The organism is Micromonospora sp. NPDC049662, assembly GCF_040675055.1.
GTDB lineage: Bacteria > Actinomycetota > Actinomycetes > Mycobacteriales > Micromonosporaceae > Micromonospora.
Genome location: NZ_JBFAOC010000005.1, coordinates 155,737 through 172,582, shown reverse-complemented (window position 1 = coordinate 172,582; position 16,846 = coordinate 155,737). Strand labels below are relative to the sequence as shown.

General features: G+C 72.3%; 17 protein-coding genes and 1 pseudogene. 15 read left to right on the top strand and 3 right to left on the bottom strand.

The annotated features are described in order from the left end of the window. Positions 1 to 38: 38 nt before the first annotated feature. Entirely contained in the window at positions 39 to 731 is a 693-nt protein-coding gene (locus AB0J36_RS06270; protein WP_357174964.1) for a hypothetical protein, read from the bottom strand. A 213-nt stretch (positions 732 to 944) separates the two neighbouring features. On the opposite strand from AB0J36_RS06270, the gene eno reads away from it, so the two are divergent. The 6 genes from eno to AB0J36_RS06240 all read left to right on the top strand — a co-directional run bounded on the left by eno (position 945) and on the right by AB0J36_RS06240 (position 5,547). Then, the gene (gene eno, locus AB0J36_RS06265; protein ID WP_355048850.1) at positions 945 to 2,228 is read left to right on the top strand and encodes a phosphopyruvate hydratase; all 1,284 of its coding nucleotides are present in this window, start codon (positions 945 to 947) and stop codon (positions 2,226 to 2,228) included. Between the two features lie 80 nt (positions 2,229 to 2,308). After that, a complete protein-coding gene (locus AB0J36_RS06260; protein WP_357397544.1) occupies positions 2,309 to 2,950 on the top strand; it encodes a septum formation initiator family protein in 642 nt (213 codons plus the stop codon). Between the two features lie 34 nt (positions 2,951 to 2,984). Then, complete coding sequence (locus tag AB0J36_RS06255) at positions 2,985 to 3,542, top strand: DUF501 domain-containing protein (RefSeq protein WP_357397542.1); 558 nt, start codon at positions 2,985 to 2,987, stop codon at positions 3,540 to 3,542. After that, positions 3,539 to 4,060 (top strand): amino-acid N-acetyltransferase, encoded by a 522-nt coding sequence (locus tag AB0J36_RS06250; RefSeq protein ID WP_357397539.1) that lies wholly within the window; start codon positions 3,539 to 3,541, stop codon positions 4,058 to 4,060. The genes AB0J36_RS06255 and AB0J36_RS06250 overlap by 4 nt, the downstream gene beginning before the upstream one ends. A 153-nt stretch (positions 4,061 to 4,213) precedes the next feature. Further along, positions 4,214 to 5,146, top strand: a complete 933-nt coding sequence (locus AB0J36_RS06245; RefSeq protein ID WP_357175047.1) for a Ppx/GppA phosphatase family protein — start codon at positions 4,214 to 4,216, stop codon at positions 5,144 to 5,146. Positions 5,147 to 5,214: 68 nt separating this feature from the next. Beyond that, positions 5,215 to 5,547: a PadR family transcriptional regulator gene (locus AB0J36_RS06240; RefSeq protein ID WP_007455685.1), complete on the top strand. Its 333-nt coding sequence runs from the start codon at positions 5,215 to 5,217 to the stop codon at positions 5,545 to 5,547. A gap of 893 nt (positions 5,548 to 6,440) precedes the next feature. Here the strand turns inward: AB0J36_RS06240 and AB0J36_RS06235 are convergent. Continuing rightward, positions 6,441 to 6,497 (bottom strand): annotated as a pseudogene (locus AB0J36_RS06235) (hypothetical protein); the annotation flags it as partial. 205 nt (positions 6,498 to 6,702) lie between these two features. Here AB0J36_RS06235 and AB0J36_RS06230 point away from each other — a divergent pair. From AB0J36_RS06230 to AB0J36_RS06190, 9 genes are all read left to right on the top strand, one after another. After that, positions 6,703 to 7,230, top strand: a complete 528-nt coding sequence (locus tag AB0J36_RS06230; RefSeq protein WP_357130117.1) for a hypothetical protein — start codon at positions 6,703 to 6,705, stop codon at positions 7,228 to 7,230. Between the two features lie 201 nt (positions 7,231 to 7,431). Then, positions 7,432 to 8,115, top strand: coding sequence for a dienelactone hydrolase family protein (locus AB0J36_RS06225; protein WP_357174952.1), 684 nt, complete (start codon positions 7,432 to 7,434; stop codon positions 8,113 to 8,115). Next, positions 8,108 to 8,848, top strand: a complete 741-nt coding sequence (locus tag AB0J36_RS06220; RefSeq protein WP_357130111.1) for a uracil-DNA glycosylase — start codon at positions 8,108 to 8,110, stop codon at positions 8,846 to 8,848. The genes AB0J36_RS06225 and AB0J36_RS06220 overlap by 8 nt, the downstream gene beginning before the upstream one ends. Positions 8,849 to 8,868: 20 nt before the next feature. Continuing rightward, positions 8,869 to 9,672: a DUF4129 domain-containing protein gene (locus tag AB0J36_RS06215; RefSeq protein ID WP_357130108.1), complete on the top strand. Its 804-nt coding sequence runs from the start codon at positions 8,869 to 8,871 to the stop codon at positions 9,670 to 9,672. Then, a complete protein-coding gene (locus AB0J36_RS06210; RefSeq protein ID WP_357130105.1) occupies positions 9,669 to 10,253 on the top strand; it encodes a hypothetical protein in 585 nt (194 codons plus the stop codon). Before AB0J36_RS06215 ends, AB0J36_RS06210 begins: the two co-directional genes overlap by 4 nt. Then, positions 10,253 to 11,260: a MoxR family ATPase gene (locus AB0J36_RS06205; RefSeq protein WP_355048839.1), complete on the top strand. Its 1,008-nt coding sequence runs from the start codon at positions 10,253 to 10,255 to the stop codon at positions 11,258 to 11,260. The genes AB0J36_RS06210 and AB0J36_RS06205 overlap by 1 nt, the downstream gene beginning before the upstream one ends. After that, positions 11,260 to 12,690, top strand: coding sequence for a DUF58 domain-containing protein (locus AB0J36_RS06200; protein WP_357130102.1), 1,431 nt, complete (start codon positions 11,260 to 11,262; stop codon positions 12,688 to 12,690). The genes AB0J36_RS06205 and AB0J36_RS06200 overlap by 1 nt, the downstream gene beginning before the upstream one ends. Positions 12,691 to 12,863: 173 nt before the next feature. Next, entirely contained in the window at positions 12,864 to 13,424 is a 561-nt protein-coding gene (locus AB0J36_RS06195; protein ID WP_357130410.1) for a hypothetical protein, read from the top strand. Positions 13,425 to 13,527: 103 nt separating this feature from the next. Then, positions 13,528 to 14,859 carry an NAD(P)/FAD-dependent oxidoreductase gene (locus AB0J36_RS06190; protein WP_357130099.1) on the top strand — a complete coding sequence of 444 codons (1,332 nt, stop codon included), beginning with the start codon at positions 13,528 to 13,530 and terminating at the stop codon, positions 14,857 to 14,859. A gap of 111 nt (positions 14,860 to 14,970) precedes the next feature. Here the strand turns inward: AB0J36_RS06190 and AB0J36_RS06185 are convergent, their stop codons facing one another. Next, positions 14,971 to 16,812, bottom strand: a complete 1,842-nt coding sequence (locus tag AB0J36_RS06185; protein ID WP_363660155.1) for a hypothetical protein — start codon at positions 16,810 to 16,812, stop codon at positions 14,971 to 14,973. Between the last annotated feature and the right edge of the window lie 34 nt (positions 16,813 to 16,846).

Here is a 16,846-nt window from a genome sequence, read left to right as displayed (position 1 = left end):
TCGCGCCGGCACAGCCAGCAGGAGCCGGGGGTACGACGTCAGGAGCCGCCGGGGCGGTTGTCGACGACGCCTGCTCCGGCGGGCGGGTCGAACGCGTCCTTCTCGACCGACTCGGAGTAGTCGCTCAACGCCAGCTCCATTGGTTTGCCGTCGACCGAGCCGAGGAAGCTGCCGAGCACACCCTCGGTGGTCACGCAGGCGCTGAAGTCGCCGTCCGAGCGCTGTACCTCGACGCAGGCGGCGTGGTGCCCGGCGACGGTGGTGTCGCTCTGCTTGATCACTGCCTGCGGGTCGAGGGCGGCGGCGGTCAGCAGGCCGACCACCACGGGCGGGGTGACGAGACCCTGCTGGTTCGCCTCGTCGAACAGCGCCACCGTGGGCTTGCTGCCGGGGGTGGGTGGCGCGACGAGTGTGCACGCCATCCGACCGCCGGTCGCTGTGCAGCGGGTGACGGCGTCGGGGGTGACGGTGAGCCGCCCACCCGGGTAGGTGTAGGCGGAGCGGGCCGGGTCCTGCGCCTGGACGATCGCGGCGGTCTGGCCGCCGGGCAGTTGGTAGTCGGCCGTGTAGGTCAACTCCAGTGCCCGGTCGAGGCGTGCGGCGAGGTCGTTGACGAGATCCGAGCGACCCATGGCGCTGCCGGCGTCCTCGAATGTCTGACAGCCGGTGACCGTGAGCGACGCGATGACCGACACGGCGAGCATGCGGAGGGTGGTCGTGGCGGCGGGCATGGCGACCAGCCTGGTGGATCTAGTCCGCGCAGCGCAAACCCGTTGCCGGTTGACGCCCGGAAATACGGGAATGTCCGTCACTGCGGGGCGACTCGGGTGTGCGGGCGACGCCGTGCCCGATCTCGTCGCCCGATACGCTGCGTTCAACACCTGCCTCAGCCGCACCGTCGCGGCCCACCCACGGACCGGATCACAACAACGAGGAGCGACTCAGTGGCAACCATCGAGGGAATCGTCGCGCGGGAGATTCTCGACTCGCGGGGCAACCCGACGGTCGAGGTCGAGATCGGCCTGGACGACGGCACGGTGGCCCGCGCCGCGGTGCCCTCCGGCGCCTCCACCGGCGCGTTCGAGGCGATCGAGCTGCGCGACGGTGACGCCGACCGTTACCAGGGCAAGGGCGTGGAGAAGGCGGTCTCCAACGTCGAAGACAAGATCGTCGACCAGCTCATCGGCTACGAGGCCAGCGAGCAGCGGCTCATCGACCAGAAGATGCTCGACATCGACGGCACCGACAGCAAGTCGGAGCTGGGCGCGAACGCCATCCTCGGGGTCTCCCTCGCGGTGGCGAAGGCCGCCGCCAGCAGCGCCGAGCTGAGCCTCTTCCGCTACCTGGGCGGCCCGAACGCGCACCTGCTGCCGGTGCCGATGATGAACATCCTCAACGGTGGCGCGCACGCCGACTCCAACGTCGACGTCCAGGAGTTCATGATCGCGCCGATCGGCGCGCCCACCTTCCGCGAGGCGCTGCGCTCCGGCGCGGAGGTCTACCACGCGCTGAAGTCGGTGCTCAAGAAGAAGGGCCTGTCGACCGGGCTCGGTGACGAGGGTGGCTTCGCGCCGAACCTGCCCACCAACGCGGCTGCCCTGGACCTGATCGCCGAGGCGGTCGAGAAGGCCGGCTACCGGCTCGGCACCGACATCGTGTTCGCGCTCGACGTGGCGGCCACCGAGTTCTTCGAGAACGGCACCTACACCTTCGAGGGCGCCGCGAAGTCCGCCGAGGACATGAGCACCTACTACACCAAGCTCGCCGACGAGTACCCGATCGTGTCGATCGAGGACCCGCTGGCCGAGGACGACTGGTCCGGCTGGCAGACGCTGACCGCGTCGATCGGCGACCGGGTGCAGATCGTCGGTGACGACCTGTTCGTGACCAACCCGCAGCGCATCGCCCGTGGCATCGCGGAGAAGGCCGCCAACGCCGTCCTCGTGAAGGTCAACCAGATCGGTTCGCTGACCGAGACCCTGGACGCGGTGGACCTGGCCCACCGGGCCGGCTTCAAGTGCATGATGAGCCACCGCTCCGGCGAGACCGAGGACACCACCATCGCCGACCTGGCGGTCGCCACCGGCTGTGGTCAGATCAAGACCGGCGCTCCGGCCCGCTCGGACCGGGTCGCCAAGTACAACCAGCTGCTCCGGATCGAGGAGGAGCTGGCCGACGCGGCGCGCTACGCGGGCGCGGGTGCTTTCCCGCGTTACCGTTCGGCCTGAGTGGGGTTGCCGGGAGGCCCCAGGTGGGGCCTCCCGGCGCACGTACGCGACAGACGTAGCCTCGGGGGAGGGGTGTGACGATGCAGCGCCGCACACCGGGTGGTCAACGGCCCGCCCGCCGACCGGGTCAGGCTGGCCGGCCGGGTGCCGGGCGGGCCGCCCGCGGGTCGCTCCGGGACGCCGGCGTACGCGCCGAAACACGCGGCGCCGCCGGTCGCGCCCCGGGCACGGTCCGGGGCGCCGAGGGCGGACGCTCCGCGAGTCGTCCGGCCGCCGCCCGGCGTACCGCCGCCGGTGGCGGTGCCGTCAAGCGGCTCGCCGCACCCCATCCCCGTCGCTTCACCGGGCGGGCCACCGTCCTGTTCGCGGTGCTGATCGCGCTCGCCCTGGCGTACACCTACCCGGTGCGGGTCTACCTCGACCAGCAGGCCGACATCGAACGGATGGAGGCCGCGCAGACGGCGCAGGAAAAGGAGATCGCCCGACTCGCCGCCGAGGCCGCCAAGTGGCAGGACGACGAGTTCATCGAGACCAAGGCCCGGGAGCGGTTCTTCATGGGCCGGCCGGGCGAGAAGATGATGGTGGTCATGAACGACGCCGAGGGCGCGGCCCGCGACGCCGGCAAGCCGACCGGTTCGGGTGCCCCGGCAGGGCCTTCGACCTGGTACGACACCCTCTGGTCGAGCGTGCGCGCGGCGGACAGCCAGCAGCCGGGCAAGTGATCCACCGACCAGCACACCAGGAGAGACGAGCACCGTGACTGTCGTACCCCCGTCGGAGCCGGCGGCGGATTCCGTACCCCTGCCGCAGCGGGAACCGGCGACCGAGGCCGACCTGGCCGCGGTGGCCGCGCAGCTCGGCCGCCCGCCCCGAGGCACCCGGGCGGTGGCCCACCGCTGCCCGTGCGGCCTGCCCGACGTGGTGGAGACGACGCCCCGCCTCGCCGACGGCACCCCGTTCCCGACGTTGTTCTACCTGACCTGCCCCCGAGCCACCGCGGCGTGCAGCCGGCTGGAGTCGGCGGGGCTGATGCGGGAGATGGCCGACCGGTTGACGACCGATCCGGAGCTGGCCGCCCACTACCGGGCGGCGCACGAGGATTACCTCGCCCGCCGGGACGCGATCGGTGAGGTGCCGGAGATCGCCGGCATCTCGGCCGGTGGGATGCCGGGCCGGGTGAAGTGCCTGCACGTGCACCTCGGCCACGCCCTGGGCGCCGGCCCCGGCGTGAACCCGTTCGGCGACGAGACGTTGGCGCTGGTCGAGCCCTGGTGGACGGCGGGGCCGTGCGTGGACGTGCCCGACAGCGAATGACCACCCAGGCCGAGGGGCAGATCCTGCTGCGGCGTGCCCGCACCGGGGACGTGCGGGGTATCCGTCGGCTGGTCGACACGTACACCAACGACCGGCGGCTGCTGAGCAAGGCCACCGTGACCCTGTACGAGCACGTGCAGGAGTTCCGGGTCGCGGTCCGGGCCGACGACGGCGTCGTGGTGGGCTGCGGGGCGCTGCACGTGATGTGGGAGGACCTGGCCGAGATCCGTACGGTGGCCGTGGATCCGTCCTGTCGAGGTCAGCACATCGGGCACCGGCTGGTCGGCGAGCTGATCGCCGCGGCCCGGGAGCTGGGTGTGGCACGGATCTTCGTGCTGACCTTCGAGACCCAGTTCTTCGGCTCGTTCGGTTTCCGCGAGATCGACGGCGCGCCGGTGCCGCAGCGGGTCTACGAGCAGCTGCTGCGCTCGTACGACGAGGGTGTCGCGGAATTCCTGGACCTGGAGCGGGTCAAGCCCAACACGTTGGGCAACACCCGGATGCTGCTGCGGTTGTAGTCACCGTTCGACGTCGAGCTGTCGGGCGCCGACCGCTCGGTTGAGCGTGATGCCGGTGAGTCATCAAGATGACCCAGAGGCATCACGCTCATCGGAGACGGGCTCCCCGGCGTCGGTGGCGGGCTGTCGTAGGGTTGCCGGGTGACGACGCGTGTGGCGGCCATCGACTGCGGGACCAACTCGATCCGACTGCTGGTCGCCGACCTGCCGGAGGAGTCGGCCGGGCCGCAGGCCCCGCTGACCGACGTGACCCGGCGGATGGAGATCGTCCGGCTGGGTCAGGGGGTGGACCGGACCGGCCGGCTCGCCCCGGAGGCGATCGAGCGGACCCGGGTGGCGCTCGCGTCGTACGCCGCCGACATCGAGAAGTTGGGCGCCCAGCGGGTGCGCATGTGCGCGACCTCCGCCTCGCGGGACGCTGCCAACGCCGCCGACTTCACCGAGATGGTGCGGCAGACCCTCGGCGTCGCGCCCGAGGTGGTGAGCGGCGACGAGGAGGCCCGGCTGTCGTTCACGGGGGCGGTGCGCGGGCTGCCGGCCGACGCCGAGGAGCCGTTCCTCGTCGTCGACATCGGCGGCGGCTCGACCGAGTTCGTGGTCGGTGACCGGGCCGGTGTGCGGTCGGCCATCTCGGTGGACATCGGCTGCGTCCGGATGACCGAACGGCACCTGGCGGGTGACCCGCCGACGCCGGAGCAGGTCGCGGCGGCGGAGGCCGACGTCGCCGCCGTCGTGGACCGGGCGCTCGCGGCGGTGCCCGGCCGCGAGGCGGCCACCCTCATCGGCCTCGCCGGTTCGGTCACCACCGTGGTCGCCATCGCTCAGAACCTTCAGGGGTACGACCCGGAGCGCATCCACCACGCCCGGGTGTCGTACGAGGCGGTGGCGCGGGTGACTGCGGACCTGCTGGAGCGGACCAGCGCGCAGCGGCTGGAGATCCCGGTGATGCATCCGGGACGGGCCGACGTGATCGGTGCGGGGGCGCTGGTGCTGCGCGTGATCATGGAGCGGGCCGGCATGCCCTCGGTGGTGGCGTCCGAGCACGACATCCTCGACGGCATCGCCTGGAGCCTCCAACCCGTCTGATGCTGATCGACACCCACACATCGGCGAGTCGTTGACGCTACTTCGCATTGCACACTAGTGTGCAATGCGTGGACACCACACAATTGTTGAAGGGCGTGCTCGATCTGGCCGTCCTGGCCGTCCTGCGCGAAGAGGACGGTTACGGCTACGACATCCTGCGCCGGCTCCGCGAGGCCGGCCTGGAGGAGATCGGCGACGCCTCGGTCTACGGCACCCTGCGCCGTCTCTTCGCCGCCGGCCTGCTCACCACCTACGTCGTGCCGAGCGAGACCGGGCCGCACCGCAAGTACTACTCGCTCAACGCCGCCGGGCGTGACCAGTTGACCCGCTCCGGCAAGCTCTGGCGCTCGTTCGCCACCACCATGGACACGCTGCTCGACGATCGGGGGCTGGCGGCATGACCGTCATGGAGCAGGAGATCACCGACTACGTGGCGCGGGTCCGGGCCGCACTGGCCGACCTGCCGCCGGATCGCCGCACCGAGCTGACCGAGGACCTCGCCGACCACCTCACGGAGGTCGCCGCCGAGGCCGAGGGCACCCTCGTCGAGCGGCTGGGCGAGCCGGAGGCGTACGCCGCCGAGCTGCGCGCCGCTGCCGGCGTCGGTGTCGGCGGCGGTCGCAACCTGGACCACCGGGTCGCCGCCGCCGTGGTCCGGGTCCGCAGCCGGCTGCGCGCGCTCGACTCCCGGCTCGGCCCACCCCTGGGGTACGCGACGGCGAGCGAATTCCTCCGTCTGCTGCGCCCCGCCTGGTGGGTGCTGCGCGGCTACCTGGCGGCCATGCTGCTCACCGTGATCAGCACCGGCGGCAGCTTCGGGGTGCTGCCCCGCTTCGGTGGGGAGTTGCTCGCCGGTCTGATCATGCTGGTGGGCTTCGTGCTCGCCTCGATCTGGCTCGGCCGCCGTTCGGCCCAGCTCACCCGCTGGCCGCGCTCGGCGGTGCAGGTCGGCAGCGCGGTGCTCGTCGTCTTCGCGCTCTCCGCTCTCATGCAGGCCGAGGACCGGATGCGGTACGGCGACTACGGCATCGATCCGACGTCGATCAACGACCCGTACAGCCAGGTGCGGGACGTCTTCGTCTACGACAGCGAGGGTCGGCTGGTGGAGAACGCCCGGCTCTTCGACCAGAACGGCAATCCGATCCGGCTGGGCTACCCGGACTGTGAAGGCCGCGTCGACGAGTACGGCAACCCGCTGCTGCGGCCGTACCCGTACTGCCCGGACCGGCCGCCGTTCGGGCCCCGGGGTCCGCGACTGCCCGAGGCGCCGACCAGCACGCCGTCGGCCAGCGAGTCACCCACCGGCACGCCGACCCCGACCGTGACGCCGGCAAGCCCGAGCGCAGCGCCGGCAAGCCCGAGCGCAGCGCCGGCAAGCTCGAGCGCGACGCCGAGTGACGAGCCGACCCCGACCCCGACGAGCTGAGGGGCGATGTGAACCAGATCATGCACGCGATGCTGGGAAATAGCTGAACGGACGAGGCGAGCGGGACGGCACCGGAAATCAATGATCGTTACGGTGTCGTCTGCTCATTCATCCCTCGGAAGGAACCCCCGTGTCAGAGCAGGTCGCACCGCCCCCCGCGTCCGACGCAGCGCCGGCCCAGCCGGCCGCCGAGACGCCGGCCCAGCCGGCCGTCGGCACGCCGGCCCAGCCGGCCGTCGAGACGCCGCCGCCGGCCGAGCCGGAGGGTAAGTCCGGCGGTAAGAAGGCGCTCGGCATCATCGGCGCGATCGTCATCTTCCTCGTCATCGCCGGCCTGAAGTTCGGCCTCGGCACGGCCATCGGCAACTTCGTGAACAAGGACGAGACCGCTGACGCGAAGGCCGGCGACTGCATCGCCGAGCTGCCCGAGATCAAGGGGGACAAGGAGGAGAAGGTCGACGGCGCCAAGGTCGTCGAGTGCACCTCCACCGACGCCGCGTACAACGTGGTCGGTCGGCTCGACGGGCAGACCGAGACCCAGGCCAAGTCCGAGACCACCTGCAACGAGTTCTTCAAGGAAGGCCAGGAGGGGTACGTCTTCTACAGCATCGAGTCGGGCAAGAAGGGCTACGTGCTCTGCCTGACCAAGAAGGCCTGATAACACGCCTGAAGCACCGATGACGGCGGCGGGGAACATTCCCCGCCGCCGTCGGCGTACCCGCAGTCAACGCCCGGCGAACGGGAGGTAAATGCCACTGTTCCGACGTCTTCCCGGCCGGGGTCACGGCGTGGCAGGCTACCGGCACGTAGGACCACTGGGCGACCAGCCAACGATGACTGACCGCTAGGAGGACGGCCGATGGGCGACATGGTGAGCTACCGCAGCAACGGGGGCACGAGCGAGGGGTATCTCGCGATACCCGCGAGCGGCACGGCCAGCCCGGCCGTCATCGTCCTGCAGGAGTCGTGGGGCCTGGTCCCGCACATCCGGTCGGTCGCGGACCGGTTCGCCGAGGCCGGCTTCGTCGCCCTCGTCCCGAACTTCCGGCACGACACGGAGACCAACCAGGCGGTCGAGGCGCAGCACGAGTTGGCGACGCGAGTGGCCGAGGCGGCGAAGGACGTCGCGGACGCCGCCGACTACCTCGCCGGGCGTCCCGAGGTCACCGGCAAGGTCGGCGCGGTCGGGTTCGGCGCCGGTGGCAGCCTGGCTCTCAAGTCGGCGACCCGCTCCGAGCGGATCGTGGCCACCGCGGGCTTCTATCCCGCCCTGTCGGGGGAGTCGATGCGTTCCGACTGGGTCGACTACGCCGGCAAGGCGGCCATCGTCCACTGCTCCGATCAGGACGGCACCTCCACCGACGAGGGTGTGCAGGCCGTTCGTCGCGCCGTCGAGGAGGCCGGCGGCACCTGCCAGCTCTACGACTACCCGGGCACCTCGCACGGGTTCTTCGACGACGACCGGCCGGAGGCGTTCGACCAGCGCGCCGCCTCCAGCGCGTGGGCGCGCACCCTCGAACTCTTCCGGGCCAAGCTTGGCTGAGTCCCGTACCCCCGATCAGGTCGTCGCCCGTGCCGCGCGGGCGGCGGACCTGGCCGATCTCGACGCCGCGGTCAGCGACTGTTTCGCCTGCCCCCGGCTGGTCGGGTGGCGGGAGGAGGTGGCCCGCACCCGGCGGGCGGCCTTCCGCGACCAGGAGTACTGGGGTCGGCCGGTGCCCGGATTCGGGCCCGGCGACGCGCGCATCGCCATCCTGGGCCTCGCGCCCGCCGCGCACGGCGGCAACCGCACGGGCCGGATCTTCACCGGCGACCGCTCGGGCGACGTGCTCTTCGCGGCCCTGCACCGGGCCGGCCTGGCCAACCAGCCGACCAGCGTCGCCGCCGACGACGGGCTCACCCTGCGGGACACCCGGATCTTCTCGGCCGTCCGCTGCGCGCCGCCGGACAACAAGCCCACCCCGGACGAACGGGACACCTGCGCGCCCTGGCTGCACCGTGAGGTCACGCTGATCCGACCCACCCTGCGCGTCGTGGTCGCGCTGGGCGCGTTCGCCTGGGCCGCGTGGTGGCCGGTGCTCCGCCACGTGTACGGGCAGCGCCCGCCCAGCCCGCGACCGGCGTTCGGCCATGGGGCACACTGGTCCGGCGCGGCCGTGCCGGAGTTGCTCGGTTGCTACCACGTCAGCCAGCAGAACACCTTCACCGGGCGGCTGACACCGGGGATGTTGGACGACGTCTTCGGCCGGGCCAAGCAGCTGGCCGAAGTGGACTGAGGACGCGTGGGGTGGTGGCGATGACGACCGGAACACGCCCGCCCGCGCCGTCGCCGCCCGCCGGATCGGGTGTGGTCCGCCCGGTGCTCGGCCTGCTGCGCCGTTGGTGGCCGGTGGGTGTGGTGGCGGCCCTGCTCGCGGCGGCCGCGCTCGCGTCCGCCCACTCGTCGATCGGCGCGAGCCGGATCCCGCCGGCCGCCTCGAACGTGCCGTGGGTACCGGAATACCCGACGGACGTGCCGTCGCCGTCGATCCCCGTCGAACCGAGGGACGCCGGCGAGGCCACCCAGGCGCACATCCCGCAGTGGATCGCGACTGTGGCGATGGCCCTGCTCGGGCTGGCGATCCTCGCGGTGCTCGGCTACCTGACCTGGATCCTGCTGCGTGGCGCGCTGCGTCGTACCTCGCGGGTCCTACCGGCGCAGCGGGCCCGGCGTACGGCCGAGGGCACGGCCCGCGAGGTGGTCGCCGCCCTGGACGCCGGCCTGGTGGAGCTGGACGACCAGTCCACCGATCCGCGGGTCGCGGTCATCGCCTGCTGGGTACGTCTGGAGGAGGCCGCCTCCGCCGCCGGTGTGCCCCGGCATCTCGGCGACACACCGACCGACCTGGTCACCCGGTTGCTGCGGGGCGACGAGTCGACAGGTGTCCCGGCGATCGTCAGCGCCGACGTGCTGGCCGAGTTCGCGCACGTCTACCGCGAGGCCCGGTACGCCACGCGTGAGGTCGGCGCGGGCACCCGCGACCAGGCCCGTGCCGCGCTGCGGCGGTTGCGTGGCGAACTCACCATCGTGACGACTGGCCCGCCCGAGGTGCCGGCATGAGTGGCAGCGCCAGCATCGACGACCTGCTCACCTTCGAGGAGGAGCGGCCGAGGCACGACGACGGGCGGTCCGGTGGCCGGGCCGGGCGGGTGTTCCGGGCCCTTCTCGGCAACGCGGCCCTGGTCGCCGTCCTCGTCGTCGGTCTGCGGGCGGTCGGCCTGCAGATCTCCCTGGCGATCCTGATCGCCGGGGTGTTCGCCGTGTCCGCGGTACGCCGGGTCGCCGCCGCGCTCGCACCGCCACCCGCGGCGAGGTCCCGCACCCGGCTCGCCCAGGACGACGACGGCACCTGGAACTGGGGTGCCCGGGACGCGCTGCGCGCCGCGATCAACGGCTGGGAACTGCCGCTGGACTGGTCCACCACGCGACCCGAACGCTTCACCGGGGTGATCCTGCCCCGGCTCGCGGAACTGGCCGACGAGCGGCTTCGCCTGAAGCACTCCGTGACCCGTGAGTCGGATCCGGTCCGCGCCCGCGCCCTGCTGGGCGACCGGCTGTGGACGTTCCTGGAAACCCCGCCCCGACGCCCCCCGTCGCCGCGCGATCTCGCGGTGATCGTCGCCGAACTGGAGAAGATCTGATGAACGACGTGGACCGGAGCATGCCCGCCACCGAGGTCGGTCGCCTGGCGCGGGCCGTCCTGGACGCGGTCGGCACCGTCGTGGTCGGCAAGCGCGACGCGTTGGAACTGGTCCTCGCCGGCATCCTGGCGGGTGGGCACGTGCTCCTGGAGGATCTGCCCGGCCTCGGCAAGACGCTGACCGCGCGCTCCTTCGCGCAGGCGCTCGGGCTGGACTTCCGCCGCCTCCAGTTCACCCCCGACCTGCTCCCCGCCGACGTCACCGGCTCCTTCCTCTACGACCAGCGCAACGGCGACTTCACCTTCCGGGCCGGGCCGGTCTTCACCAACCTGCTCCTCGCCGACGAGATCAACCGGACGCCGCCGAAGACCCAGTCCGCGCTGCTCGAGGCCATGCAGGAGAAGCAGGTCTCGGTCGAGGGCGTCACGTACAAACTGGACGAGCCGTTCCACGTGCTGGCGACCGCCAACCCCATCGAGTACGAGGGCACCTATCCGCTGCCCGAGGCGCAGCTCGACCGGTTCCTGCTGCGGGTCTCCTTCGGCTACCCCCACCAGGAGGAGGAGTGGGAGGTGCTGCGCCGTCGGATGGGCCGCCGCCGCGAGGAGGCGGACATCAAACCGGTGGTGGACGCCGCCACCCTGCGGGCCATGCAGGCCGCCCTGGAGGACGTGGTGGTGGAGGACTCGATCGGCCGGTACATCGTGGCGCTCACGGCGGCCACCCGGGAACACCCGTCGGTGCTGGTCGGCGCCTCGCCGCGTGGCTCGTTGGCGTTGCTGCTGCTGTCCCGGGTACGCGCGGTGTTCGACGGCCGGGACTACGTGGTGCCGGAGGACGTCAAGGCGGTCGCCGCCCCCGCGCTCGCCCACCGGATCACCCTGCGCCCCGAGATGTGGCTGCGCCGCGTCGACCCGGCGTTCGTGGTCGGAGAGGTGTTGGAGGGGACGCCGGCTCCGGCCAGCGGCGCCCTGCCCAGCTACGCCGCCGGCGGGCCCCGGCACTGATGACCGGTCCGACCGCGTCCGCGCCGCGATCCACCGAGCCGGAGTCGAGCGCCGGCTGGGCGCCCACCCCCGCGCTCGGCCGCGCCGTGCTGCTCGCCGGCCTGTTGCTGGTGGCGGGGGTGCTGCTGGGACGGGTCGACCTCGTCGTGCTGGCGGCGCCGCTCGCGCTGGGTACCGCGTACGCGCTGCGTCGCCGGCCCACCGCGCTGCCGCAGGTCTGGATCACCAGTGCCGAGGACGGACCGCTGGTCGAGGGCGGTGAGGTGGCGGCGGCGGTGAGTGTCGGCAACCCGGACACGGTCGACTACGACCTTGTGGTGGTTCGGTCGCGGGTCTCGCCGTGGCTGCGGATCGCCCGTGCCGGTTTCGCCGGTGTCGAACCCGTCGCCGCGCCGCCAGCCACCGCCACCTCGCCCGCCCCCGGCCGGGGACGCTCGGCCGCCGACCGGCCGTTCGTGACCTCGGTGCCCAGCGGCGCGGCGGTGGACCTGGAACTGGCCGGGCGGGCTCTGCGGTGGGGTCGGCACCCCGTCGGCCCGGCCGGGGCGCGGGTCGCCGCGGCGGGTGGCCTGCTGGTGTCCCGGGCGGTGATCACCGAACCGGTCGGGGTACGGGTCTACCCGCGTACCGAGCCGTTCGAGGCGGTGGAGGCGATGCCCCGCGCCGCCGGTCTGGTGGGCGCGCACCACTCCCGCCGTCCCGGAGAGGGCGGTGAGCTGGCCGGAGTGCGGGTCTTCGCCCCGGGCGACCGACTCCGCCGCGTCGACTGGCGGGTGTCGCTGCGCGCCCGGCAGTTGCACGTCGCGGCGACGCTGTCCGACCGCGACGCCGAGGTGGTGGTACTGCTCGACCTGCTCGCCGAGGCGGGCCGTTCCGGCGGTGTGGACGGCGCCGCGTCCGTACTGGACACCACCGTGCGGGCCACCGCCGCGATCGCCGAGCACTACCTGCACCGGGGCGACCGGGTGTCGCTGCTCGAGTACGGGCCGGGCGCCCGCCGACTGCGCCCCGGCGCCGGCCGCCGGCAGTACCTGACGGTGCTGGAATGGCTGCTCGACGTACGCGCCGAGGCGGCCCAGCACGAGCCATACGACCAGGTCTTCGGTCCGCAGTTGCTCTCCTCGGACGCGTTGGTGGTGGTCCTCACCCCGCTGCTGGACGAGCGGTCGGCGCAGATGCTGGCACGGCTGGCGCGCGCCGGCCGCTTCGTGGTGGCGGTCGACACGTTGCCGGCCGACCTGACTCCGCCGAAGGACCGGGGGTGGGCCGAGGTGGCGTACCGCCTGTGGCGACTGGACCGGGAGACGATGATCGGGCAACTCCGGGAGCACGGTGTGCCCGTGGTGCGCTGGGCCGGCGCGGGCAGCCTGGACCAGGTGTTGCGGGACGTGGCCCGGCTGGCGACGGCCCCAAGGGTGGGTGCCCGGTGAGCGCGAGGAGTGAGCCGGGTTTGCGAGCCCCGCAGTCGCGAACGACAGGAGCACGGTGAGCGCGAGGAGTGAGCCGGGTTTGCGAGCCCCGCAGTCGCGAACGACAGGAGCACGGTGAGCGCGAGGAGTGAGCCGGGTTTGCGAGCCCCGCAGTCGCGAACGACAGGAGCATGGTGAACGCGATCGGGGAGCGGGTTCGGGCCGCTCAGGACGCCGTGACCCGGATCAGCGCCATACCGCTGCTGGTACGGGTCGCCATCTTCGTCACGACGCTGGCCGGTTTCGCGGTGGCGTTTCCCGGCGAGGTGTTGACCGGTCGGCCGCTGCTGTTCCTGGCGGTCGCCGCGCTACTGCCGGCCGTGGGTCCGCGCCGGTTGTGGCCGACGTTCGCGGCGCTGGTGATGGCGGGTGGCTGGCTGCTCGCGACCGACGGGTACGGCCGGCCGGTGGCGTTGTGGCGGTTGCTCGCCGTCGCCGCGCTGCTGTACCTGGGGCACTCCCTGTGCGCGCTGGCGGCACTGCTGCCGTACGACGGGGTGGTGGACTCCGGACTGATCAGCCGGTGGTTGTCGCGGGTGGCCGCGGTGCTCCTGGGTACGGCCGTGCTGGGGGTGCTGCTGTTGCGGGTGGCGGGTCTTGGTGGCGAGACCGGTCACCAGTGGGTCACCGTGCTCGGGCTGCTGGTGGCGGTGGGTGTCGCCGCGTTGCTGGGTTGGCTGCTGCGGCGTAGGTGAACCGGTGTTGCAACAGGGTTACGCAGGTCACAGGGGTTGTGTTCCGTCACAGATGGGGGGCGCGAGCGGGATTACCTGAGCAGGGCGGGGAAAGATAGATGACGTGAATCCGAAGCGGATCCTTGTGGTGGGTGCCGGGCACGTCGGTCTCTACGCCGCCCTGCGCCTGTCGAAGAAGCTCAGCTCCCGTGAGGCTGAGGTCATCGTCGTGGACCCCCAGCCCCACATGACCTATCAGCCGTTCCTCCCCGAGGCCGCGGCGGGGAACATCTCCCCCCGGCACGCCGTGGTGCCGCTGCGCCGCGAGCTGCGCCGGTGCACGGTGGTGGCGGGGACCGTGACGCGTGTCGAGCACGACCGCAAGGTGGCGACCGTGCAGCCGATCGCCGGCCCGGCCCGGGAGATCGCGTACGACCACGTGATCGTGGCCCCGGGGTCGGTGTCCCGGACGCTGCCGATTCCGGGCCTGCACGAGCAGGGCATCGGGTTCAAGACCATCGGCGAGGCGATCTACCTCCGCAACCACGTGCTGGACCGGCTGGACATCGCGGCCGCGACCCCGGACGCGGAGGTCCGCCGTTCGGCGTTGACCTTCACGTTCGTCGGCGGTGGGTACGCCGGCATCGAGGCGCTCGCCGAGATGGAGGACATGGCCCGGGACGCCCTGCGCTACTACCCGGAGCTGAAGCCGGAGGACATGCGCTGGGTGCTCGTCGAGGCGACCCAGCGGGTGCTCCCCGAGGTCGACCGGGACATGGGCGCCTACACGGTGCAGCAGCTCACGAAGCGCAACATGGACATCCGGCTGGACACCCGCCTGGAGTCCTGTGTCGACGGGGTCGTGAAGCTCTCCGACGGGGACAGCTTCCGGTCCGACACGATCGTGTGGACGGCGGGCGTGAAGCCGTCGCCGATGCTGGACGCGACGGACTTCCCGCGCGACGATCGTCGGCGGGTCACCTGCATCCCCACCCTGCAGGTGGTCGACGGTGACCGGGTGATCGAGGGCGCGTGGAGCGCGGGTGACTGCGCCGCCGTGCCGGACCTGACCAAGGAGCCGGGCAACTTCTGCTCGCCGAGCGCGCAGCACGCGGTGCGTCAGGCGGCGCGGATGGCCGACAACATCGTCGCGGTGATCCGGGGTCGCGAGCCGGTCGACTACAAGCACAAGCACGCCGGCAGCGTGGCCAGCCTCGGCCTGCACAAGGGCGTCGCCCAGGTGTACGGCATCAAGATGACGGGTTGGCCGGCCTGGTTCATGCACCGGACGTACCACATGAGCCGGATCCCCTCGTTCAACCGTAAGGTCCGGGTCGTGGTGGACTGGTCGCTGGCGTTCTTCCTCAAGCGTGAGGTGGTCGCGCTGGGCCAGTTGCACGACCCGCGCGAGGAGTTCGTCGAGGCGTCCCAGCCGGTCGGCGCTCCGCGCGTCTGACTTAGCTGTAAGGAAGGGCACCTTCTTATCGTTTCCGGTATAGAAGGGGGCCCTTCCTTTCACCCGGCCGGCATCGGCTCACCTCGGCGGCGTCGGCGCACTGCGGCGGCGTCAGACTCGCCAGATCCAGGCGTCGGCGATGCGGGTGGCGGGGCCGTATAACTGTTCCAGGGTTGCCCGTAGGCTGTCGGCGTGCGGGGCGTCATCGGTCAGTGCCACGCAGGATGCGCCCCAGAAGTCCGCGTCCTTCGCGGCCTGCCGGCGCTGCTCGTCACCGATGGCCGGTTGGTCGCCGCGGCGGGCGACGTCGGCCAGCAGGGCCGAGGTGGGCTGCTTGAAGGTGCCCATGGCGGCGGTGCCACCGCGCCCGTAGGGGCCGATGAAGAACCCCTCGGGCAGGCCGAAGCCGGCGTTGGCGGCGGCCGCCCAGCGCATCGACCACGGCTCCTTGGGGGTGGGCAGCGGCACCGGGACCAGCACACCACCGGGCTCGACGCACTGCCGCCAGTGTCCGCCGGTGACGAACTCCGGCAGGGCGGGCCGCCCGGCGGTCGGCAGCGGGGTCGGGAAGATCGGCAGGAGAGCCGCGACGACGGCGAGCGGCACCAGCCGACGCGCCCGCCCGGTGCTGGCCAGTGCCCGGTCGACGGCGAGGGCCAGCACCGTCGCGACGATCGGCAGCAGTGCCAGCCCGAACCGCATCGGCAACGCGCCGTCCACCACCGGCAGGCCGGAAAGCAGGGCGTACGGGCCGGGCAGCGCGGTGCGGGTGCCGCCGAGCACCACCTCCGGGCCGAGCGAGAGGGCGCCCATCACGAGGGCCGCCGCCACACACGCCAGGATCAGCCGGCGTCGCCCGGCCCAGATCGCGCAGACGGCGGTGACGAGCAGCAGCGGCCAGCCGAGGAAGGTGTTGTACTCGGCCGGCCCGGTGGTGAGTCGCGACGCCTCGTCGCTGCCGGCCACCGACAGCGGTGAGACCGCCCACCAGCTGCTCAGGTCGGCCGAGAAGTAGGCCGGGCTGAACATCCCGTCGGCGACACCCTGCGGCCCGGCGAACTGGAACCACAGCGGGTAGCCGAGCACCAGCATCGCCAGACCGGCGGCGATCGCCAGTCCGCCAGCGAACCCGGGCAGCGCTCTCCGGGCGAGGTTCCGGTCCGCGAGGGCGTAGGCGATCGCCATCACCAGCAGCGTGACGGCGCTGAGGAAGAGCACCTCCTCGCCGATGAAGACCTGTGCGGTCACGGCGACCGCCAGCCCGGCTGCGGAGCTGATCATCTGCCGTCGGTCCGGGCCGGTGGGCCGACCACGACCCTCGCCGGGGTCAGACGCCCGCAGCAGCCGTACCACCAGCCAGACGATCACCGGCACCAGCCACTGCGCCGTCATGTGCAGGTGGCTGTTGGTCTGCGAGACCATGCCGGGGCCGAAGCCGCACAGACCGCCGCCGAGCGCGGCGGCGAGCCGGCGGACGCGCATCGTCCGGTGGAACAGCAGGTACCAGGCGAGGGCGGTGCCGGCCAGGTTGGCGGCGGCGAGCAGCGCGAAGGAGGTGGGCGCACCGAACAGCAGGGTGACCGGGGCGCAGAGCACACCGAGCGCGATGATCGTGGTGTTGGCCATCAGGTTGACGCCGTCCGGGGCGTTGAGCCGGTCGGTGAGCAGGTGGAAGTCACCGAGCAGCGCTCGTGCGTCGACGGCCAGGAACCATTCGTAGAGCGTCTGGTCCTCGGGGTTGAGCGCCAACATGCGCCCGCCCGGGTCGGGCCACAGCCCGTGGGTCAGCCAGCCGGCCAGCGCCACCCACACGAGGGCGACCAGTAGATCCGTCCGGTGGCGGCGGGCGGCCGTGCGCAGCCGTCCGGCCCGGCTCGCGCGCTCTGCCGGATCGGCGAGGCGGACCGCCTGGTCAGGGGCGGCGTCGGGGGCCGTGGGGGCTGCGCTGCTCACGGCATCGACCCTAATGTGGCCAAGCCGGCGGGGT